Source organism: Prevotella sp. LCP21S3_D2 (assembly GCF_052118345.1).
In the GTDB taxonomy this organism is placed as follows: Bacteria; Bacteroidota; Bacteroidia; order Bacteroidales; family Bacteroidaceae; genus Prevotella.
The window spans coordinates 1-22,257 of the sequence record NZ_JBQKHJ010000041.1 but is presented as its reverse complement, the minus strand read 5'-3'; the positions used below and the strand labels follow the sequence as shown (position 1 = coordinate 22,257).

21 protein-coding genes are annotated in these 22,257 nt (G+C 41.2%); 14 read left to right on the top strand and 7 right to left on the bottom strand.

The features are described 5' to 3' along the window. Nucleotides 1–107: 107 nt before the first annotated feature. The 12 genes from ACTQ16_RS15700 (at nucleotide 108) to ACTQ16_RS15645 (ending at nucleotide 11,391) form a co-directional block, all read left to right on the top strand. Nucleotides 108–2,567 carry a hypothetical protein gene (locus tag ACTQ16_RS15700; RefSeq protein ID WP_441938321.1) on the top strand — a complete coding sequence of 820 codons (2,460 nt, stop codon included), beginning with the start codon at nucleotides 108–110 and terminating at the stop codon, nucleotides 2,565–2,567. 48 nt (nucleotides 2,568–2,615) lie between these two features. Further along, nucleotides 2,616–3,107 carry a PH domain-containing protein gene (locus ACTQ16_RS15695; protein ID WP_441938320.1) on the top strand — a complete coding sequence of 164 codons (492 nt, stop codon included), beginning with the start codon at nucleotides 2,616–2,618 and terminating at the stop codon, nucleotides 3,105–3,107. Further along, nucleotides 3,091–3,834, top strand: coding sequence for a hypothetical protein (locus tag ACTQ16_RS15690; protein WP_441938318.1), 744 nt, complete (start codon nucleotides 3,091–3,093; stop codon nucleotides 3,832–3,834). Before ACTQ16_RS15695 ends, ACTQ16_RS15690 begins: the two co-directional genes overlap by 17 nt. Nucleotides 3,835–3,847: 13 nt before the next feature. Beyond that, on the top strand, nucleotides 3,848–4,558 hold the full coding sequence (locus ACTQ16_RS15685) for a hypothetical protein (RefSeq protein ID WP_441938316.1): 711 nt from the start codon (nucleotides 3,848–3,850) through the stop codon (nucleotides 4,556–4,558). Nucleotides 4,559–4,566: 8 nt separating this feature from the next. Beyond that, nucleotides 4,567–6,786, top strand: a complete 2,220-nt coding sequence (locus ACTQ16_RS15680; RefSeq protein WP_441938315.1) for a type IV secretory system conjugative DNA transfer family protein — start codon at nucleotides 4,567–4,569, stop codon at nucleotides 6,784–6,786. 87 nt (nucleotides 6,787–6,873) lie between these two features. Next, complete coding sequence (locus ACTQ16_RS15675; RefSeq protein WP_441938314.1) at nucleotides 6,874–7,773, top strand: hypothetical protein; 900 nt, start codon at nucleotides 6,874–6,876, stop codon at nucleotides 7,771–7,773. A gap of 568 nt (nucleotides 7,774–8,341) precedes the next feature. Continuing rightward, complete coding sequence (locus ACTQ16_RS15670; RefSeq protein ID WP_441938312.1) at nucleotides 8,342–8,764, top strand: hypothetical protein; 423 nt, start codon at nucleotides 8,342–8,344, stop codon at nucleotides 8,762–8,764. A gap of 2 nt (nucleotides 8,765–8,766) precedes the next feature. Then, a complete protein-coding gene (locus ACTQ16_RS15665) occupies nucleotides 8,767–9,687 on the top strand; it encodes a hypothetical protein (RefSeq protein WP_441938310.1) in 921 nt (306 codons plus the stop codon). 6 nt (nucleotides 9,688–9,693) lie between these two features. Then, the gene (locus ACTQ16_RS15660) at nucleotides 9,694–10,011 is read left to right on the top strand and encodes a hypothetical protein (protein WP_441938308.1); all 318 of its coding nucleotides are present in this window, start codon (nucleotides 9,694–9,696) and stop codon (nucleotides 10,009–10,011) included. Between the two features lie 14 nt (nucleotides 10,012–10,025). Continuing rightward, nucleotides 10,026–10,331, top strand: coding sequence for a hypothetical protein (locus ACTQ16_RS15655; RefSeq protein ID WP_441938307.1), 306 nt, complete (start codon nucleotides 10,026–10,028; stop codon nucleotides 10,329–10,331). After that, a complete protein-coding gene (locus ACTQ16_RS15650) occupies nucleotides 10,328–11,002 on the top strand; it encodes a hypothetical protein (RefSeq protein WP_441938305.1) in 675 nt (224 codons plus the stop codon). Before ACTQ16_RS15655 ends, ACTQ16_RS15650 begins: the two co-directional genes overlap by 4 nt. Before the next feature lie 26 nt (nucleotides 11,003–11,028). After that, nucleotides 11,029–11,391, top strand: coding sequence for a hypothetical protein (locus ACTQ16_RS15645; protein ID WP_441938303.1), 363 nt, complete (start codon nucleotides 11,029–11,031; stop codon nucleotides 11,389–11,391). Nucleotides 11,392–11,599: 208 nt separating this feature from the next. On the opposite strand, the gene ACTQ16_RS15640 is transcribed toward ACTQ16_RS15645, so the two are convergent. Both ACTQ16_RS15640 and ACTQ16_RS15635 read right to left on the bottom strand, forming a co-directional pair. After that, on the bottom strand, nucleotides 11,600–11,773 hold the full coding sequence (locus ACTQ16_RS15640; protein WP_418332364.1) for a hypothetical protein: 174 nt from the start codon (nucleotides 11,771–11,773) through the stop codon (nucleotides 11,600–11,602). 473 nt (nucleotides 11,774–12,246) lie between these two features. After that, a complete protein-coding gene (locus ACTQ16_RS15635) occupies nucleotides 12,247–12,930 on the bottom strand; it encodes a leucine-rich repeat domain-containing protein (protein ID WP_441938301.1) in 684 nt (227 codons plus the stop codon). 641 nt (nucleotides 12,931–13,571) lie between these two features. Between ACTQ16_RS15635 and ACTQ16_RS15630 the strand changes: the two genes are divergently transcribed. Both ACTQ16_RS15630 and ACTQ16_RS15625 read left to right on the top strand, forming a co-directional pair. Further along, nucleotides 13,572–14,231, top strand: a complete 660-nt coding sequence (locus tag ACTQ16_RS15630; protein ID WP_006847929.1) for a cysteine hydrolase family protein — start codon at nucleotides 13,572–13,574, stop codon at nucleotides 14,229–14,231. Between the two features lie 19 nt (nucleotides 14,232–14,250). Next, complete coding sequence (locus tag ACTQ16_RS15625; protein ID WP_441938299.1) at nucleotides 14,251–15,369, top strand: porin; 1,119 nt, start codon at nucleotides 14,251–14,253, stop codon at nucleotides 15,367–15,369. Nucleotides 15,370–15,812: 443 nt separating this feature from the next. On the opposite strand, the gene ACTQ16_RS15620 is transcribed toward ACTQ16_RS15625, so the two are convergent. The 5 genes from ACTQ16_RS15620 to ACTQ16_RS15600 all read right to left on the bottom strand — a co-directional run bounded on the left by ACTQ16_RS15620 (nucleotide 15,813) and on the right by ACTQ16_RS15600 (nucleotide 22,115). After that, on the bottom strand, nucleotides 15,813–16,097 hold the full coding sequence (locus tag ACTQ16_RS15620; RefSeq protein ID WP_441938297.1) for a hypothetical protein: 285 nt from the start codon (nucleotides 16,095–16,097) through the stop codon (nucleotides 15,813–15,815). Nucleotides 16,098–16,131: 34 nt separating this feature from the next. Further along, on the bottom strand, nucleotides 16,132–17,187 hold the full coding sequence (locus ACTQ16_RS15615) for a helix-turn-helix domain-containing protein (protein WP_441938295.1): 1,056 nt from the start codon (nucleotides 17,185–17,187) through the stop codon (nucleotides 16,132–16,134). 304 nt (nucleotides 17,188–17,491) lie between these two features. Beyond that, nucleotides 17,492–19,690, bottom strand: a complete 2,199-nt coding sequence (locus ACTQ16_RS15610) for a DEAD/DEAH box helicase (protein WP_441938293.1) — start codon at nucleotides 19,688–19,690, stop codon at nucleotides 17,492–17,494. Nucleotides 19,691–19,722: 32 nt separating this feature from the next. Further along, nucleotides 19,723–21,249 carry a hypothetical protein gene (locus ACTQ16_RS15605; RefSeq protein ID WP_441938291.1) on the bottom strand — a complete coding sequence of 509 codons (1,527 nt, stop codon included), beginning with the start codon at nucleotides 21,247–21,249 and terminating at the stop codon, nucleotides 19,723–19,725. Between the two features lie 53 nt (nucleotides 21,250–21,302). Beyond that, entirely contained in the window at nucleotides 21,303–22,115 is an 813-nt protein-coding gene (locus ACTQ16_RS15600) for a hypothetical protein (protein WP_441938289.1), read from the bottom strand. Nucleotides 22,116–22,257 lie beyond the last annotated feature (142 nt).

The window sequence follows — 22,257 nt, the reverse complement described above, 5'->3', positions numbered from 1 at the left end:
AGTGGGCACTCGTTATGTCCTGTAAGGTACAGCAATCCGTTTGTTCGGATTGTGTAACTTATGTAAAAAGTAGAATAAAGTTTAACACATTTAATACTTTTAATAACGTGACTCTACTCAGAAGAAATTCCAATTTTGGGAGCTATGATATCGCTCCCCAGCTACAGGCTACCCTGAATGCCAATGGTATGCAAGCACATCTCTCTCAAACTCCATCAGGTGAGATGCAGCTTATAACCCTTGCACACAACTCCTCCACCCCAAGATACTACACCTTGACGCAAAGTCAGGTTGAGAATCTCAGATCAGGAGGAACCAATTCATTTAACCGAAAGGCATACGAGACGTTCACATCCATCGTGAAGAACGATTATTATATGCCCAATGCATGGGTAACGGCCAAGAATGCCAATTCTCCTGTTAATATGGGGCAATGGGGGCACACCATCATGGATGGAGAATATGGTTATAGAGAACCCAAGTTCCATCCTTTCATGGGAGCAAAATACGGAAAATTCAATTCCTTCATGGATAGACTATCATTGCTTCCGCAAAGAGGCTACCATGTACGACGAATCGAAGGAAGACCTTTTTTCGCTTCTTCTGCACCGGTTGTAGTTGACCGTCCTGATGGAAGGCTGAAACCAGGAGAGCTTAAAAGTGGAGCATACGGCTTTTATGATAAAGGCACACAGGTTGCCGACCCTCTTCATAACTTGGAGATTCATTCTAAGCCAAGAACGCTGGCTCGTCCAAAAGGTCTGGCAGAACCTTTGGACAAAGCTATGGGATCCACTCTTTATGCTACACCAGAACTTTTCCAACATATACTCGCTTCCCATGGAGTCGTCATTGATGATAAGAACAAGACATTGACCATCAAGTCTTCTTCCGTCAACAAGAATCTACAATACGACCTTTCCAATGAGGAACTCTCCAAACTCATGGCGAAGAATTTCAAGGATACAGGCAAGCAAGGTAACAAGGGCAAAAATGTGGTGTCCATAGACGAGCGACTCTCTATAATCAATAAGGTGATTGAAAATGACTTTGCCGGCAAAATCACTCGGCAGATGCTCAACTCCAAGGACTATGTTGATATCAAGCTCAAGCCTGAGGCAGAGAAAGAGATCTTTATCGCTCAAGATGCAATGAATGCTCATCAAAAGCATATCGATATCATTACATTGGGACATCAGCGAACAGATTATCATACAGGTTATATTGACAGATGGAACTCCATAGGTGTCGTCGATGGCAGAATGCTCACTGAGAATAAGGCTTTCTACCTTCCTGTCAAAGATGGCAGAAGAGTAAGCGTAGGAGAAATCCAAACCTACCCCACTCACGATGGGGAGAAGACTTCATTCAGAATGACAGCTGTCATCAATAATGAGGTGATGAGTCATGAGATTTCCAAGGAAGACTATATCAAGTTCATCAACTACGATGATGAGCATCGCCTGGAACTCTTTGACAAGGTGTTTGATGAGGTGAAGATAAAAGACGCCAGCAATGGCAAGAACGAAGACCATATTCTATCGGGGAATCTGGAAACGGCTAAAGGTGTAGTGAGCATGCATGGTAACTATAGTTTGACAAGTGACAACACCAAGGCACTCATTACCTCAGCCATGGTATGGAAGGATCAAATTTCTGGCAACTATCTTTTGAATCTGCGCGATTCCAGCGATGTGGGCATGTGGGCTTTCAAGATTTCCGAGAAACAGTATCAGAACTTCAGAAATGCTACTGACGACGGGAGAGCCAAGATGCTTACCCAACTTATACCTATAACGGATGATAAGGGTAATAAACTGACTGTTGTTAAGGAACTCAAGCTTCCACAATCTCATGCAGAGCAGAACTTGAACTCCGGTTATAGCAATGAGCGAATAGCCAACCTTCTCAAACAAAGAGGCCTTTCTGTGGATTCATTGTCACAGGAGGACATCAAAAAACTCATCCTTTCAGAGAGCAAGTCACTGGGAGACATCTCTCTTTCTGACCTTCAGAGAGAAACCAAGCTAACTCTCCTGGGTGATGCCAAGGTAAATGGTGAGGGGCTTGAAAATCTCAAATCAAGCAAGGAGTGGAGAAGAAGTGGTGAACATGGAAGAGCCACGGAAGTCAGTGACATTGCCGTGGAACGTCTCAAAGATGCTGACGGAAAGGTAATTGAGGGTAAATACAAGATGTCCGCTGTCATCGATGGCAATGTATTCTCTCACGAGATTACCCAAAAGGAATATAATAAGTTCCTGGCGGTAAATGATATGCAACGCATGAAGCTTTTTGACAAGATCTTCCCTGAAGTGAAGATGTGTACAAAGGAAGGACATGGGTTCAACTTGGGAGCAGCAATATTGGCGGCAGTGACAACAGGCTTGGACGTAGCAGCCAGTCTATCAAGACCAGCCATGCCACGTCCTGACATTTACGAGCATAAAGGTGTCTATTTCAAGCCCGGGGTAGTATCTCCAGCGGAAGTGGCAGCTGCTAAATTTGAAAATTTCAATCATGAAGCAGCCATGTCACGTGGAGAAGGAAGGGGAATGGGCATATAGCCCATCTCCCCAAAATCAAGTAAAAGTAGTACTATTCATCAATATCATATGTATAACTTCGAATCAAATGCCTATCCCAAGGTGAAACTACGTCCATGTTGTCGATACATTCTGCTCACTAACCTGCTCTTCATACCATTCATATTGGGATGCATATGGATGGGGCATCATATCACTAAACTTGAGCATTGGATTTTCTATTCCTTTGCCATCTTTGGGATATTCATGTCTGCGCTGGCTACCCTGTCCCAACTGGTGACAAGTTACACAATAACTTCAGAGCAGATAATTATAAGGAAGGGTTTGGTGGCAAGAACAACTCACTATATTGAACTCTATCGTGTAGTGGATTATGAGCAACGTCAAAACCTACTACAGCTATTGGTCGGTATCAAAACGGTCATCATCCTTAGCAGAGACCGAACCAATGGCTGTCTCAAACTGGTGGGAATCAAGGCAAGGAAGGATATTGTCGGAGAAATCCGGCGCAGAGTTGAGTTTAATAAAAGGAAAAAGGGAATTTATGAAATTACAAATTAAGAAAAAGCTGCTTCTGGCAGGCATATTCATTTTTTCCGTCTGGATTAAAGGTTATAGCCAAGGGGTAGCAACCTCCAATCCCCTGCAATATGCTGCCATACAAAAAGGAGAAGCTAATGTAAGTGCCAAAATAAAAAGTCAAACTGACAATATGAATGATCTTGCAGGCGTACAGGGATCGATGGTAAAGGATGCTGCCACCATGAAAAAATGGGAAAAGCAGTATAATGCCTATCTCACAACAGCCAAGGGCTACGCAGAGAAAATAGCTGCAGCAGCCACTCTGTATCAAGATGGCATGCAGACACTCACCTATTTGTGGGAGATTGACCAAGCCAGAAAAATCAATCCAGAAGGTGTATTCGCCTCCATGAGCATGAATAATCTCTACATGGAAACTGCGGCAGAGTTTACTAAAGCCTACCGCATCTTGAACAAGGTCATCAAAGCAGGCGGTAAAGAGAGCATGCTCAATGGTGCTGAGCGTACGATGCTCCTATGGCAACTGAGCGAGGAACTTGAAGTGTTGAACAAAAAACTTTTCAGCCTTGCTCTTAGTGTCTGTATCTACAATTTTGAGGACGTATGGAACAGAGCCATAGCTGGAAAAATCGAAAAAACAAATGGTATGATAGCCTCAGATGCCATCAGGCGACATAGTAAGGCCATGAAACAAGTGACAAGATTCTATCGTATGAGGCAAAAACACAAACCATGGTTCCAATAAAATGCATGAGCTAATGAATAGATATATTTTGATTTGTGGAACACTCCTGCTTCTTCATACCCAGGCAAAGGCATGGGTTGGTGGAGACGTAATAAGAGCCGGTATGTTCTATACTTATGCAAAACAGGCAAAGCAAACGCTTATAGCCCAGGATGCTGCCATGACACTTAACCTGTCGGGGCATAAATTCCTAAGAGAAGAGGTGGAGGAAATCACTGATTTTCAAAAGCAGTTCAATTCTTATCTGGATAGCTTTGGTGACATTCTAAGTATTGCAGCCGAGACTTATGGCATCTATTATGAGGTGGATCAGGCGTTCAAGAACATCAAGCAGCTGAAAGCCACATCATCCGAATGTCCTGCTAATCTCATAGCTGTAGCAGTATCAGAAAGGAAGAACAACATTTATACGGAGGTGGTCGAGACAGGCATGCAAGTGGCAGCAGACATCAAACTTCTTGTTCCATTGAATAAAGACAAGGATAAGAATGCGAAGATGACTGTCAAGGAAAGAATCGAGTGCATGAGTAATGTCAGAAGAAGTCTCCGTGCTCTGAACTATAAGATGAGAAAGATGAACAGACTCATTTCCTTCACCACGCTCATGGATTCCTGGTATGAACTCAGGGGCAATCCTAGGAAAACCAGAAGCATGACAGAAATTGTCACGGCATGCCAGGAACGTTGGAAACAAAAAGCCAATAGTGTAAAATGTAACAAGTAAATACAACAATGGAAGAATCAAAAGAGTTACAAGGAACCTATACCCTGTTTAGGGCTGTCATCTATGTGACTTTGCTCCTGGAGTTCTTCATGTATGCCTTCAATCCCGAAGATTTGGATTTCTTGGGAGGCATCATAACAGGATTACATCGCCAACTTCAGCACCTGTCTGTATATCAGTTCCTGCCCTATAGTAAACTGGTGACCCTCATCATGGTCATTATTACCTGCATTGGTACAAAAAATAAGAAGCAGATTGAGTATGATGCCAAGAAAATGGTTATCTGGCCTATATCCTCAGGCCTTCTGATGGTTTTGCTGTCTGTTGGTATCTACTATTGGGATTGGCACTTCAAAATAGGCATACTTAGTGGTAACATTTGGGTATATATGCTATTGTCAATTGCCGGAACGGTTTTGACACAGGTAGCACTTGACAATATATCCAAGTACTTCAGAAGCGGCATGCTCAAAGACCGATTCAACTTGGAGAACGAGAGTTTCGAGCAATCCACAGAGTGTGTCAGTAATCCTTATTCCGTGAACATACCGATGCGCTTCTACTATCAGGGGAAATTCCGTCATGGCTGGATCAACATCATCAATCCTTTCAGAGGAACCTGGGTAGTGGGAACCCCTGGCTCAGGTAAAACATTCTCTGTTATAGAACCTTATATTAGGCAGCATTCCAGTAAAGGGTTCTCGATGGTGGTGTACGATTATAAATTTCCGACCCTGGCCACCAAGCTATATTATCATTATAGAAAGAATAAGGAACAGAAGAAAATCCCGGAAGGGTGTAAATTCCGTATCATTAACTTCGTAAACGTAGAATACAGCTGTAGAGTAAATCCTATCCAGCAAAAGTATATAGGCAATCTGGCAGCAGCTCAGGAAACGGCAGAAACACTCATAGAATCCCTCCAGAAAGGTCAAAAGGGCTCAGGTGGTGGTAGCGACCAGTTCTTCCAGACATCAGCCACCAATTTCCTGGCCGCATGTATCTATTTCTTTGTCAACTACGGAAAGAAACCATACGATGAATACGGTCATGAACTGGATGCTGAGTATAGCGAAGACCCAGAGACTCATCATAAACGACTCACAGGACGAGTGTATGCCAAAGGCTGCCTGGGACAGATGGATAAACTGGTGGAGCCAGCTTATTGGAAAGGCCAATACTCCGACATGCCTCATGTTCTCTCCTTCTTGAACCACTCTTATGAGGAGATTTTCGAGGTTCTGGTCACCGACCCCGAAGTATATCCTCTCTTGGGACCATTCAAAACGGCCTTTGACAACAAAGCTATGGAACAGCTGGAAGGTATGATAGGTACGCTCCGAGTTCAGACATCACGCCTTGCCACCAAGGAAGCCTATTGGGTGTTCAGCGGAGATGACTTCGACTTGAAGGTCTCTGACCCGAAAAATCCAAGCTATCTGCTTATCGCCAACGACCCAGAAATGGAGAGTATCATCGGTGCACTGAATGCTTTGATTCTCAATCGTCTGGTAACCCGAGTGAATAGTGGTCAAGGCAAAAACGTCCCTGTGAGTATCATCGTGGATGAGCTTCCGACGCTCTACTTTCATAAGATTGATAGACTTATCGGTACAGCTCGAAGTAATAAAGTAGCCGTTACTCTCGGTTTTCAGGAGCTACCTCAGCTTGAAGCTGACTATGGCAAGGTGGGTAAAGACAAGATTATCACTACCGTGGGCAATGTCATCAGTGGTTCCGCCAGAAGCAAGGATACCTTGGACTGGCTATCTGGAGACATCTTCGGAAAGGTTGTCCAACTCAAGAAAGGTATTACGATTGATAGAGACCGTACTTCCATCAATCTCAATGAGAACATGGACAGTTTGGTACCTGCCTCAAAAATCAGTGATATGGCATCCGGTTGGATCTGCGGACAGACAGCTAGAGATTTCACCGTAACCAAGACTGGAAAGAACGGCTCTATGAATATCCAGGAGGCCGAGGAGTTCAAAACCTCAAAGTTCTTCTGCAAAACGAACTTCAACATGGACGAAATCAAGGCAGAAGAAGAGGATTATAAGAACTACCCTCTTCCTATATATTACAACTTCAAGTCCACGGATGCCAAGGAACGAATTCTCTACAATAACTTTAATCGCATCGACCAGGAGGTAAAGGACATGATCAAGAAGATACAAACTGAATTCGGCAAGTCAGGAAAAATGGAAGCTCCTGCGCCCAAATAACTATGGATATGAGCCCGCATTTTGCAGACTCATATCCATAAACCTTCATGTTTTCGCATCATATCACTATCTTAAAACATTACGCACATGAAAAAGTTTATTATGAATACAGCCTTGGTAGCTGTTCTTGGTTTGAGCATGGTATCATGCAAGAGTACGTTCTATCAGGTTTACGATGTTGATTATGATAGCAACATGAAAATGCAGGACAACTCTTTAGTGTATGAGAATGAGGATTGCAAGGTGTTGTATAACTTATGGTCGGAAGGCGGCTTTGTGAAATTCTCCATTATAAACAAGACTGACAAGGACATCTTCGTTAACTTAACGCAGACGTTCTTCACCTTGAATGGCTTGGCCAATGAGTATTATCAGGGACGAACCTATTCTACTGCAACCTACAATCAGGTTACCACAACATCGGCTTCCGTAAACAGTATAGCCAAAGGCGTAGGCTATGGTTCAGCAAATGCCTATCTTTCAGGTAGCGGATTTTGGGGAAATGACACCTATTCCTGGAATGGTAACGCTAAATCAACATCAAGCCTGACTAAATTCATCAAGTCAACAACGCCAAGTGTTACCGTAAAGGAGAAGGAAATCGAGTGTATTCCTGCCAAGAGTTTCAAAGTGTTTGGAACATATTCAGTATCTCCATCTTGGCAACGTACTTGCGATAAAGAAAAGGATTTCCCTTCTAAAACGTATCTTCTAGGCTCATATTCGAAGGATAATACTCCTTATACCTTCAATAACCGTATAGCCTACGGATTCGCCAAAAATGATATTGCAGAAAAGCACATAGATAATGTGTTTTGGGTAAAAGCCATCACCAACTATTCAGAAAAGTCTGCTACAGAAGACGTGAAGGAAAAGAGTGAGTGTTATGGCATGAAGACCTCTGACAAATTCAAGCGCTTTAAGATTGGCACTCCAAATAAGTTCTATATAGTAGGAACTACTGAAGGTGGCTATTTGATACATTAAGTATTTAGAGAATAATAAGATAAAGGGTGAGCCAAATGTTCACCCTTTATCTTTTGCAAAAGTTCTAATCTATTTATATTTAATACACAGTCCATGATACCGCCTTCACCTATAATAATGGTGTCTGCTGGAGGCTCATAAATATCAAGAGTAAAGCCAACCATATTCGGCCTTATCAGCTACTAATATGGTTGAATTCATGTAACCGTAAAACAGGATTTAATGTCCTATCCTTAAAACTAAGAATTTGATAATAATTCCTCATCACTTTCAAAATCCGCAACTAACCGCTGTTAAAAGATATATAGAACTTTAATCATACGTTAAAGACAAAGACATTGAGACGTTCCCAGAGACTTGTTGACCTTGGTTATGAAGAACAGGGCTGCGGAAATCCGCAGCCCTGTTCTTCATAACCAAGGTCTTCTATACAACAAGCTGTTACTCAGTCGATTACATGGTTAAATGATGTTGTTAAATTTTGAGTTATCGTTTATTTTCTCTATTTTTGCACCCGAAATATGACGATAGTAAAGCTATTGCGAACAAAATTTAATGAAAAAGAAAAATGAAAAGAGTAAATGATTTGATTACAGGAAAGGCTATCTATCCTGTATCAACGGATGAGCTTAAAGCTCTTTTGGGTGACTCACATTCTACCCTGCGTTTGACAACTGAACCAGACGAAGCTGTAGAAGAGTTTATGAGAAGAGCATTCAAAGATGCTCTGAGTATAGAACATGTCGCTCAATCTACATGGCAATGTATAATCTACATTAGTCCAAAATGGCAGAAGCTAGCAGAGGATGCAATCAATGAATTAGAAACCTATATAAATAGGTGGTGCATGGACTCTGAGAAACGGGTATCATGGGGAGTATACGAAGATACTTCTCTTCATTCTCCGGAAATACTCATAATTGCCAACAAGGCTGCCGATACGGAAGCTAGTGCTAATAAATGTATAGTTTATAACAATAAAACAGATTAGATATGAAAGAAAATGAAAAAAGAGCTTTAGAGCTCAAAATTAAATTGGATGATATTTTCAAGCAGCATGATGAGAGAACAAAGTATATTCTTTCTCATCCGGAGTTAATAGATAAGGTAAATTACCGCAAAAGATCTGAAATCTCTTTGGTTAAGAAGAATGGTATCAAAAAGCCTATTTGTAAAGATAGCATTCTTCTTCGTGGAAAATGTGAATACAAAGGAGATCATTGGACACGAAATTCCAATGGTCACGAAATCGTGGATTATTTAAACTCGCTTTTCAGAGTCTTAGTTGTAACAAAAGACAGCAACGAAGATGTTGAAGAAAACGAAGATACAACAAATCGTGGTGTAGAGTGGGATATAAAAACAGAAACTTTAAGAAGTAATAAGAGCGAAGAAATTTGTATAAATAATTCTTTCGCAAAGAATTATATCAGTATAATCTGCATATTTATGTTGTATCGATCTCATAGTGAAAACGAAATTTTAGAAGTTCTTGCTGATATAGATAAATGTTGGAGCATTTGGGATAATGCCCCTATAGCTCGTATTAATCTGAAGAAACAACCTGGAAATGGCTCTATTAATGATTCACTTCTGTCAAGCTATATTTCGTTATATGGAGAAATTTTACAGAAACAGATAGAATTAATAAATCCGACAGTCATCATAAACTCTGCTGGGAAGCCTGGTATGAATTTCTTCAAAAAAATATATAAAGACTTAAAATGTATAGACAAGAACTATGGTAATGGAAGAGATAAATGGATCTATATTGATAAGATTAAAAAGCTTGTAATTATTGATATATATCATTTTTCTTATCGTGGATGGAAATTGAATGACCAATCTCTTTTTAAGGAACTGCTTCATAGGCTAATATATACATCTATGGATATAAATAAGTTGTTAATGTGATAACACATGAAAATAGCAAATAGTAAGAAACTAGCAGGTTGTCTCGTAAACGAGGCAACCTGCAGAAAGAAGCTGGGCAAGGAAATAGCAGATTCGCTTTTCAAGCTAATGAATCAACTCAGGAAAATAGTAGATGTCAGACAGCTGTTTGAACTGCCAGGGAACTTTCATAGATTACGGCATCTTCCAATAGACAATGTCTATGCTGTGACGCTGAAACATCCTTTCAGGTGCATCATGCGACTGGATACAACAACCTCTACAATCACGATTGAACAGGTTTGTGATTATCATGGTCGTTTCGAAAAGTTATATAGAAAATAAATATAAAGAAGAATATGAGACAATTTAAAAAGAAAGAAGCATCACCAAGAAGAATGATGCTTAGAATAGGTGTAGCAACTGTAGCAGCTATTGTCGGGGTGATTTCTATCGCCTTGTCCATACACTACATGAAACTTGGCATGGTAAGCCATCCATCACCATCAGATATGAGCTTCGCTGACTATATCAGGTATATGCTGCATCAGTCCTGTAATCGCTACGAGATTTATTCAATGCTGCTTTGGGCAATTGGTGGAGCCGCTTTACTATATGCAATACTCCTGACATTTGTAAAACTAAATAATAAAGAAAGAAGATGAAGAGAAAAATGATGATTGACAAGAAAAAAGTCTTTATGGCAGTCGGTGTCCTATTAATAGGTATAGCCGGAATCATTGCCTGTAGTACATTCAACGAATATCTGTATCAGATCAGACAGGCACATGAAAATGAATTTACCGAGCGTACAGCGTTATGGAACCTATCGAAGAACATGACAGCTAAAGAGATGCTCTCCCGAATGACTACTGTCGCAAAGGGAGATTCGGTGTTGGTATGCAAGATAAGCCGTATACCTATAGGGGCGTATTCTGACTTCATGCAAGAAACAGCAAAACCAACAAGGCGAGCATGGATTAGGATAAGGGAAGCTCATATGGAAAGCCTGATTAACGGTATTGATTGGATGGAGAAAAGAGCCAGGGAAATGCCATTCTCTTCATACGTATTGTGCTCCAAAAGCAAATATGATGAGCTAGGCAATTCACGAAAATCATTTCTCAATGAAAAAGTAGGCCGGGAAAAAGAACTCGACGAACTGTACCCACAGAAAGTATATTCGGAAAAGGCTTTCAAAAACTGGGAAGATAGATACAAGTCTCTGTTCTCCTCTACGCATTATGAAGGCAAAACGATCATTTCATACAATCCTTCGTACTTTCAGGAGAAAACATTACTATCATACAATCCAGGTATAGTGATTCCTTTTTAAGCCATAATGATTTAAAATATTACTATATGAGTGAAGAGAAAAAAGACATATTGGATTTCTTCTTTGATGGTGATATAATCATAGCTGGGGCACAAGGATATACGAACATCAGCAAAATTCTGGAAACAGGAAACTATAGGTTCTCTATAAATGATTGTGATAGTGATCTGAATGTGTTCTTTATGCATGCATTACTAAATCCTTCAGCTAGACTGGCCAGCACCATCAACATGGTGCTTCGTATTCCTTACGGTAAGCGAGACATACAAAAAGAACTGTATCAACTGATTCAAGCTCAGAAGATGTTTGGTTCAGACAAATGCTCCTGGTCTGTTATCGAGGATAAATACAATCTGACTAAGATGCAAGTTGGTATATTGGCATACTGAACAATAGGGTGATTGGTATTCATGCGGTTACACTCAAACATTTGTGTGAAACAATAATAAAGAGGTGGAGAATGTTTTCCACCTCTTATAATATCATAATCCTTGTCTTTTTTCTTACGATGAGGTAATTATTATTCACCTTTTTAGAAAAAAGTAGCCGGGGTATGCCACACAACTTTACCAATAGCGGTACTGTTGTAAACTCGTGCTATATTTTTTTAGCGATGCCCATCTTCACCATTTCTTCAAGAGAACTCGCCTTTCCATCCACTACCCAGGATTTGCCGACTCGCTGAATATTATGTTCCTTGTTGTCTATCCTATATGATATTCCTTCTCTTGTTGTATAGGTGGTGTCACCAATAAAATTGAATATTCTCATTTGTTTTTGACTTAACCGTGCTGTCGAGGGCTTATTTGTGCTTGCAAAGGTATAAATAAATTCTTAGAAATCCACTTTTTTTGATTTTTTTTAGCTAGGATTTTTTTTCGGGCAGATTGCACACGTTGAGCCACATGTAGTTTTGTTTGTGATGGTGTTGGCTCATGTCTTGCGTGACCTGGAACAGCGCATGAGCGAGGCTCTTAAAAAATATGATGAATAGTTTGCTTGTTTCAAAGAAAGGAAGTATCTTTGCAGATAAGTAAACGCAGGCGTTCACAGAACTTATTCTATACCCTGTTTACATATGTAAATCGCCAAACTTTGAGGATAGAGGTAGAGAATGTTCTCCACCTCTTATTTTATATATTGAAAAAGGAGAAGGCAAAGGAGGAAGGCTTGGATGGGTATGGAAGGACTTCCTATTTATGATGGAATTGATTTTTGATGGTATCTCTTCTTCGTCGTAATAATCAAGGATAAGGATAAAAAGTTACACAAATATTTTTTCCGAATCGGGAGATTAAATTCAGTTGAAGATTAACAGGAAGATTGCTATCACGAAATGCACCACGCCCTATGCTAGTAACACTATCTGGAATAACAACGCTACGCAAAGATTCACAACCACTAAATGCCCAATCCCCTATACTAGTAACACTGTCAGGGATGATATATGAACTTATACCTTGAACTCTGCAAGAAATAATTTTGCTTTTGTCCTTATTGAACAAGACTTCATCCTCATAAATAAAGTTCGGTGATAAGCATTCAAGCTTACTATTCCATTTACCAAACGGATTGCCATTAATGCATACTACACCATCGGGAATAACAAGGCTAGTCAAAGAAGTGCACACGCTAAATGCCTTATCACCTATACTGGTCACACTATCAGGAATAACAAGGCTACTCAATGAACGGCAATTAAAAAATGCCCAATTACATATTATCCTTACACCCTCTTTAATAGAATAAGTACCATTAAGTTTGTAAGGAGCTTTCAATAATTTTCTTCCATCTTTGCTGTATTTTACGCCAAATTCATCTGTAATGGCCTCATTTAACTCTGCTTTCGTTGCTCCGGTGGACGTATCAAGATTATCACTAGCATCTTGATTTGCCTTTACATATTCTGATATTGCTGGATACTGCATAGCTTATACTTTTTATTAATTCATTTCATTTTGCCGTATGAATATACGCCATGGCAAAAGTACACATTAAATTTCAAACCAACAAAAGAAACTGCAGAAAAATGATTAATCATCGCTTATTATTTCTATTCCAATGGAAATATATGAGAGAATATCCATTTCTATATCGTGTACATCTGTAAATCGACCAAACAAGAGGTAATGAAATCGGCTACTATGTATCCAACGGCAAGGCCAACTGGTATATGAAACTAGAAAGATACTCTAGCAGTACCGTCTTTGTCAAGAATGCAGAGTCATTAACAACCAATTTTCAGGATGCCCAAAAGAAAATTGAAGAATTGAAAGTAGTCTACAAGAAGTAATCATTCATTATTCTGGATGTTCCTATTAAATAAGAGGTACTATATAGAGTCAAATAGTACTCATATATAGCACCTCTCTATACATTTATTCAAATCGTAAGGAAAACAATCATTACACTTACACATTGTTACACATATCCAACTTTATTAAAACATACAGAAAGCGTATGCAGGTTATCAGTAACATTTTGCTGGTATTATTTTCTTCTTCCAAACATTCTGCGTACCTTTGCACTCGAAAAGTTAACAAAGAGTATTAATTAAAAAGGTAAGATTATGAAGAAGATTGTTTTTATGGTAATGATGGCAATGGCAGTTCTTTCAACCAACGCACAGAACGAGTACCCAACAGCCAAAGTAGAGAAGCACGATGTAGCTATCCTGGTTATCGACATGCAGAATGACTTCGTCGATCCTAAGGGAAAGTTGTGTGTAGCTGGCGCAAAGGCTACGATACCGGCAATCAATAAGCTCATCGCATATGGCAGAAGCAAGAACTGGAAAGTAGTCTGGGTAACCCGCGACCACAGATCATCTGGTGTTGATGTCGATGCACCACGTATCCCCCTCTTTGTTGAAGGAAAAACGGGTTATTGCGTACCAGGAACCTGGGGTGGAGCACTCGTAGATGGTCTCAAGCCGGAGAAAGAAGACATCATGTCACCCAAGTTCAGAAACTCAGCCTTCTTCAACACAAATCTTGATCTCATGTTAAGACGCATGGGTGTCAGGACAGTTGTCTTGGCCGGTACACAGTATCCAAACTGTGTCAGAGGTACAGCCAATGACGCCATGAGCTATGACTATGAAACTGTCGTTTGTACAGATGCCTGTTCGGCAAAGACTCCAGAAGTTGCTGCAGCCAACGTATTTGACATGAAAAATATGGGCATCAAATGTATTTCCTTGGATGAAGTAGAAAAAGAGTATAAGTAAATTCAAGCAGGCAGGAAACATGAGAAAGCTATATATAAGTGCCCTACTGGCCATGTCTTCACTCTCATTGTTCGCCCAAAAGTCAACCTGGGCAGACAACATAAGGATATCAGGCTTTGCCATTGCTCAATACCAATGGACAAACCCCAAAGATAATGAAGCTAATACCTTCAATCTCAGAATGGCAAGACTGGCATTGGATGGCAAGGTCGCAGGAGATTTTTACTGGAAAACACAACTCCAGATAACAGGCAACACTTCTACCCTCGCCAGTTCACCACGCGTGGTAGATTTGTTCATTGAATGGCAAAAATACAAGGCTTTCAATGTAAGAGTAGGTGAATTCCAGGTACCCTTTACATTTGAGAGTCCAATCCACCCTGTAGATGTAGGCTTCATGGATAATGGGCAGGCAGTTCTGAAATTCACAGGCTACAGTGATCGTTCAGGCATGCATTCAAGCAACGGTAGAGATATCGGTATCATGGCAGAAGGAGACTTTCTGGAGAATGAAAACGGCAGAAACCTTCTTCATTATGGTGTAAGTGTCGTAAACGGCCAGGGCATCAATCTCAAAGACGTAGATCAGAGAAAGAATGTGGTAGCCAGTTTCTGGGTGATGCCAATTGAGGGTATGCGTATTGGTGTTTCCGGCTGGGAAGGTAGCTACGCCCGAAAAGGCATCTGGACGGACGAAACTTCAGGCGAGCAGAAAAAGGGAGTGAGAAGTCTCCCTCAGTACAGATATGCCATCAGTGGAGAATATGATTCTAATGGATGGACATTCCGCTCAGAATACATCCACTCTACAGGAAAAGCCTTTGCAAAAACAATGACCAACACGAACGATGACAGTGCTTCGGACTGCAATTTGTCAGACAATGGCAACAAAGCAGACGGTTTCTATGCCTTAGGTATTGTGCCTGTGCTAAAGAACAAAGTGAGTCTAAAGGCTCGATATGACCTCTACAGAAATAATGGTGAATGGAATTCAGCCCAAACCTTCTACGAAGCAGGCGCCGATTACTATTTCACCAAAAATCTGAAATTCTCTGCAGAGTATGCCTTAGTCAATAACCGTACACTTAGCAAGCATAACTACAGCTTGATTAACACAGAACTTTCCATAAAATTTTAATCATATGGGGGATGCAGGAACAGAATGCATCCCCCATAAATCTTATGTTGTTATTAGTCAAGAAGGCTCAAAACCACATTCCTGAAGGTAAACAGAAATGTGGTTTTGAGCCTTCTTGTTAACCTGAAACTTAAAAGCAACCAGATCTGAACAACAGGTAAATTGGAATACCTGAATTATTGAGCAATGAAAGGCTGCTAAGACAGATGTCTGTTGCCGTTAAAATGTTGCATTGCATTACCAAATTCCTTGATGGATAATGCAAAGAACAGAAATACAGCTACTATTGACGCTAAAAAACATCAATTTTCATAATCTTTTATAATAATTCTATTTGTAGGTAATGAGTCTCTGTCCGGTCTCCCATCCACCTTTACGGTTGAGCAGGTCCGGTTCATACCATTTGTTGAGAATCACATAGTCACGCTTTGGCTGACGGACTATCACAGCGTTGAACTGTACATTGGTATGGGTCTTTCTCCCCGGAACGGAATATACTGTCCTTGGTAGGAATGAAGCCCGGACACAAAGGTTCCACCGCTATTCTGGTCAATGCCCACACTTGTAATGATGATGGTGTTGGGCACATACGTCTTCCCATCGAAGCAGGAACCATAGTAGTTCCTGCAGAATATTTCCAATACATACTTGCAGTCTGCTGCCGAGAGCTGCGCCTTGCATATCCCCACATACAGGATAGCAAGAAGAAATAGAATTATCTTCTTCATATTTAAGATGTGTTAGTTATTCATTCTATTGATATCAAACAGTCACAAAATTACGTACAACATCTACCGTGTTCATATTCAGCAGAGCAGCAGCCTTGGATTGAGTGATGATACCGCTTGCCAATGCTCTGTAAACCCTACTCTCTAACTTTGTGACCTTCTCCTTGGTAATGGAGCCTGGTTCTGATTTCTTCGTGGAATCAGCACTGCCAAGGTTCTTGCAATAATCGGAATAGTGATTTGAAGAAACAACACCGAGATATCTTGCCTTAGACATCAGAGCATCCACTGAAATGCCATACTCACTCTGTAGATATTTCAGCTCCATCAAGGCTATCTCATGACGTTTTTCACCTATTACAGAGAGGAAAACATCATGTGGAAGAAGCATTTCGTTGGCGAAGACGCTGCAAAAACGCTCTTTCTTTTTGTTATCGATACTCTCATCAAAGTCAAGAATGGCATGCGCCAATTCCTTAAGGGCAGCAAAACGAAAGTTTTCTGTATCCATGTTGCTGTTGATGGCTATCACCGGAATGGTGTCATCCAGAATAGCATGTTGGCTTATGAATGGATCAAGAGCATCAATTTCTGCTATGATTACGCCATTTGATTCCAAGAGATTTATCACATTGGTGATAGCTGCATTACCAATTTTCCATGCCTCACGAAGTATGGATGCAGCCTGGTAGATATCAGAAAGTGTCTTTACCGGCTGTTCTGCAGGAATAGAATTGAACGAATGTTCTCTCCCACAGATATTTTCTATCTCACCAGTTCGTTCTATTGTATTTTCAATGATACTGATGATAGTCATTTCTTCCCTCTTGCTCAATCCCTGCAGCTTACCATAGCGTATGTTTTTAGGAGAAGAGCTTTTGTAGTTGAAAAGATAATCCGGGTTTATCTCCAGGGCATCGCACAGGGCTATCACTATGCCACTTTTAGGCAGCATCACTCCTTTTTCATACTTGAATAGAGTTTGCTTGGTGATAATGTTGCCCATCATATCACTTAGCTGCTGCATAGACAATCCTCGCATTAATCGAGCGTTATGCAATCTTTCTGCAAAGCTTTTCTTTAAGTCCATTATATTATTATTTTGGAATAGTTACCTTTTGGCAAGAAGATTCTTACTAAGAGCCTTCTAACTTATTAGTAACTAATATTTGTTCCATCATCTTCTCCTTTTAAACGTTTAAAGTCTTTTTGAATATACAAAGATACATTATCCCCCTCACATCGCCAAACTTCTTGCATTATTTAAACGCAAACGATACGTAAGCACTTAGAACAACAAGCTTGCTTGATTGTTATGCAGAGGACAACTAGAAGACCAGGAAGGCAATGAACTTGATTTCCTCCTTACTAGCATTCCATTCTCATATAGTAGATCATTTCAGATGGATGGTCTGTGTTTTCCCCGTAATATCAGTTACCACAGCGATCCCCCCATCACGAATCTCCACCTTCTCATATTTGGCATCAACTATCACCTTGCCTTTTACTGTCATAACACCCCAATGTCTGGGAATCTGTTCAAAGGCGCAATAAGCACCGACTGGTTGCGCTATACTATGGTAGAGAGGTGGCACGATAACTTTACCATCAACCTTCACACCCCATTTCTTTCCTGCCTGATATAATTCTACATGCCCTGCCTCCGACTTCTCTTGCATCAGCAATAACTCCTGTTCCTCTTGCTTTTTCCTGCGCTTCATTTCTCGCTCATAGACCAGTTTGCCAAGCCGTGGCATCGCAACCATCAAATTCTCGCTTTCTGTTTTGGGTTGATTGCAACCTATATAGGTCTTTTTCAAGCTGGAGTCAACGAAGTAGTAATCCTCATGACTGTCCATGACCACTATGCCACTGTCGTACAGGTCGGCGCACAGCCAATATACATGAGTATGGTCGCCACGTAAAAAACAAACCTTTTCACTGTTTTCTTTATACATGCGCATAGAGCCGCCATCCTCCTCTTTATATATCCATTCCTGACAACCACTGTCTGTAGAGCATTGAAAGTTGTAAATCATATAATATCCATAATTCCAAAGGTCATATTGGGAAGGGCGAAAAGGTAAAGCAAAGTGCTCGTAGGTACGAGACCTGAAGAGACCATTATATTCGACGAACTCCCATTTATTGATGGTGATCACCTCGGGAGCATCTTTCGCATGAATGTCCTCGTCTATGACAACTCTCGCCAAGAGGTCGTAGTAACATACAGTCTTTCTGCGAGGTCGGTAGAACAGGATGTTGCCATCCAACAGCTTCATGTCATAATAGTTGCCTGGTTCTATCACCTGTTCGCCTTGTCGGTTCACTACCGTCATCTTTCCATCAGGCAGCTTGATGATGGCAAACTCCCCTTTGCTATCTACAAACTCACGATACTGTATCGTTTGGAGCAATTCTTCATGGCTCATCACCATCATCATTTCTGAGTCTGGATGAATCTGAATATCGTCTTGCTTCTCGTTCATCAGGAAAAACTCTCTATCCTTCGGAGTCTCCTTTCTCTTGCCAACTTTCAGCTTTCCCTCGAACATCGCATTCCAGTTCCATACTTGCGAAGGCAACCCGAACACCCGATATAGTCCTACATTATCTATAATTACGCAGTTCTTCTTTCCCTTAGCCACTCGCAATCCACGTCCCACCATCTGTAGATACTTGGCAAGCGACAATGTAGGTCGAGCCAACTGTACAAACTCCACATCCGGACAGTCAAATCCTTCCGAGAAGATGTCCACATTCACCAGCACTTGGATGTCACCTTTCTTGAAGGCTTCAATGTCTTGTTGTCTTTCAGTGGCAGGTGTCTTCGAGTCTATGGCTATGGCTTTCACGCCATGTTCCTGATACAGTCTTGTGATTTTCTGAGCATGAGAAATATTGATAGCATACACGATGCCCTTTCTGTCTTTACCAAATTCTTCCAAACTCTGATAGAGCCTTTCGATACTTGGTTTCTTATTCAGCAACATATCCATTTCCTTGTTCTGGTAGTCACCATCAGCCCCTCGCTTCTGCAAGGAGTCGATAAGCCGTTGCGTCACACCATCCGATTTGATGCTCACAAAATCGTATGTCGCCAATCTTCCCTTGCTGATAAACTCAGGAACACTCCACGACTGCACCAATACGTCAAACAGATCAGTAAAACCCTTACCGTTCAATCGGCAAGGTGTAGCCGTTAGTCCCAGGAACTTAGCATTCGGGAATCTCTCCCACATCTCCTTATAGGTCTTGGCAAGGGCATGGTGCGCCTCGTCAATCACTATCATTCCCGGTTCTTCCTCTATCTCGTCGTAGTGTCTCATCAGCCACTGAATGGACATTGCCTTGACGGATGACAATAGGGAAGAGGTGTTTGATGCGGAATAAGAATGGAACTTTCTTACGGTTTCGTCTATCTGCGACACCAGCTCTCTTCTATGGGCTACAATCCATACTTTCTCCATTGGATTGTTGCTCACAAAAGAGTCTATAACTGCTGTTAACAGGTATGTCTTACCTGTTCCCGTTGGCATTTGTGCCATCACGGATCGATGAAGACGCAACGCCTTCTCAATCCGTTCCTTCATATCCTCTTGATAATCAAATAACTTTATTTCCTTCATGATTTAAGGGTCTCATTGACTTTACTCCAGTCTTTATTCATCAAATCCTCGATGATGCTATGAATCTTCAAGGCATATTTTGTTCTAGGATGATTGTCATAGAGCGTACCACTCAGGATACTTTCATAAAATAGGATGACAAGGCTTTCAGCCTGACACCTGAATCTCCTATATTGCCTTTCATCATACTCCTTGTTGTGCCAGTAGTAGGCACCCGCCCAATTACGCTGATGATCATTCAGAATCTCTGAAGTAAGAAAAACATACTTTATCAAAGTAGCCTTCCTACCCTTCATCAATTCGTTTATCTTGCTGTGGAATACCAAAAAGGCATTGAATGACATGCCCTCCATGACGGCTTTCAATTCAGCACTCTTTTTCTTGACAAGAACCTGATCTGCCTCCACCTTCGCAGCAATCTCATTCTCCTGCTTAATCTGTTCTTCCAGATAGGTCGTGTCCCATTTCCTCCAGATGAGCTTTCTGATATAACCATCCAGTTCCAAGGCCAACTTACCTTCCAAAGTCTCCTTTACCTGAAATTTCTCATCCAATAATAAGTCGCGCATCTTCGATAACAACTGATAAACTGTTGAAGAAATCAACTCCCGCTCAGCAGCAGCATCTTCTCCAGCAATTACCTTCTCACCCAAGCAAGCAATATTCTTCTCCAATTCCCCCAACTCATCGGAAGAAAAGAACCCAAATTGCTCCAACTTGCTCATCATGCCATGAATCTCAAAATACAAGGCATTGCAAAATGTGACAAAATCCATGTCTTTCAGCGACTTCATGAAGATAGGAAGATAGCAGATGACAGGATAAACCTCCATACTCTGAGGCATCTCCATTTCCTTCGGCAACTCCACACCCGAAGCCTTACCATCCTCTCTTGCTGTCGATATAATCTCGCCAGTCTCAGGATTTCGGGCATCGAGATAATTGCCAAAGTCAAACCCCTTGTCAATTGAGTCCATACCCGTCAACTCCTTCAGCAATATCTTCGGCTGCTTGGCATCGCTCTTCATAATCTCCCGGAACACATCCACGCTTGCCATGCACAGATTACCTACGGCAGAGGCAAAGGGCACGTTCATCAACAGATTACCATGCAGCAGATCATCAAACTTTTCTCCATAGATGCGCATGGAGATGTACCATTCCTTGGGATTCCCCTCAAAACCAATGGTAGATATGTGAATGTCCTCAGCCGTATCAGTATGCTGTCCATACAAACTGCTGATAACTGGATATTTCTTCCGGAAATGTTTCTTGATGATGCGCTCAAAACGGTCATAACCATTCTCAGCAAAATCAAGAACATGCGCCCATCGGCAACATGCCATGATGTAACCGTCATGGTTCAGGAAGTTCATGTTGAAGTACTGGTGCTCGTTGATTCTCACCGTCACTTCCAACTGCTTGTTGGTCTTTTTATTGAACGCAAACGTGCCTTCAGACGGAAAATCCAAAGGCACACTCGTTGTAAACACAGGTAAAATTACAGGTGCATTTCTCATCATGTCCTATATAAATGTCAGTATGTAAAGTCAAAAATAATCAGAAAAAAAAATATCTACATCAGAGAGCTCTCCAATTCATTCGGCTCACGAACGATAGCCAAAGGCTCCCCATGAAAAGGCTCCACCGGCATCAAATCCATCAGTTTCTTCTTCATGCCCCGATGATTTGGGTATTGTAAAGCCGTCTCTGCAATGAAACGACATACCTCCTGCCTCTTCTCCTCATGGTTCCAAGCCTTGACAGCTACTACCAAAGCCTGATAACTGTCAAATAACAGCTTACCAATACGCCTTTTGTATTCACCAACCAAATCCTGTATATCGTCTCGGTTGATGAGCAATGGTATATGCTTGCACAGCGCCATGGCGATGCCATAAGCAGCATCAGGCCTGTTCTTGGCCAGTATCTGTGGAATGGACTTCTTGTGCCAACGCTCCAGAAGCCGTAGCAAAGCCATGAAGTCATCATTGTCCCTCGGCTCAAAGCTCACTTCCTGCAGGAGATATTTGGAGTATTCCTCCTCATAATCCACACTCAGCCCTTTGGGAATATAGTTGATCCTCGGTCGCTCCATCTTGGCGCGATACCGTTGCTTCTCCATGGACCGTTTTCTCTGCTCGTCCCATTTGATGCGCAACAGCTTTTCTTCCCTAATCTGGAGTTCAATATCTCTGAACTCAGAGGTATTCATCACCTCTACCTTCAGATGCTTCTTGATTACTTTTGTCAGATAACGTCGCCATGCCTCCTTGTTCTCTTCTGTAACAAAGGATGGGCATTGCTCTCCGTAGCAAGTCTTCCAAGTGAATGGTTCGAAATCTAGATGCCAGAGGAATGATTTGTGTTGGGGATTGTTGGGTCCCATATTTAATTTATTATGCGATATATGTCTAAGATACCTTAATTCCGCAACACTATAATTTAACTTTATTTATAAGTTCCTGAGCAACAAAAAGTTGCCCAGGATTTTGCCATGTCAGAATTTTCACTTATCTTAGTGTTGCAAA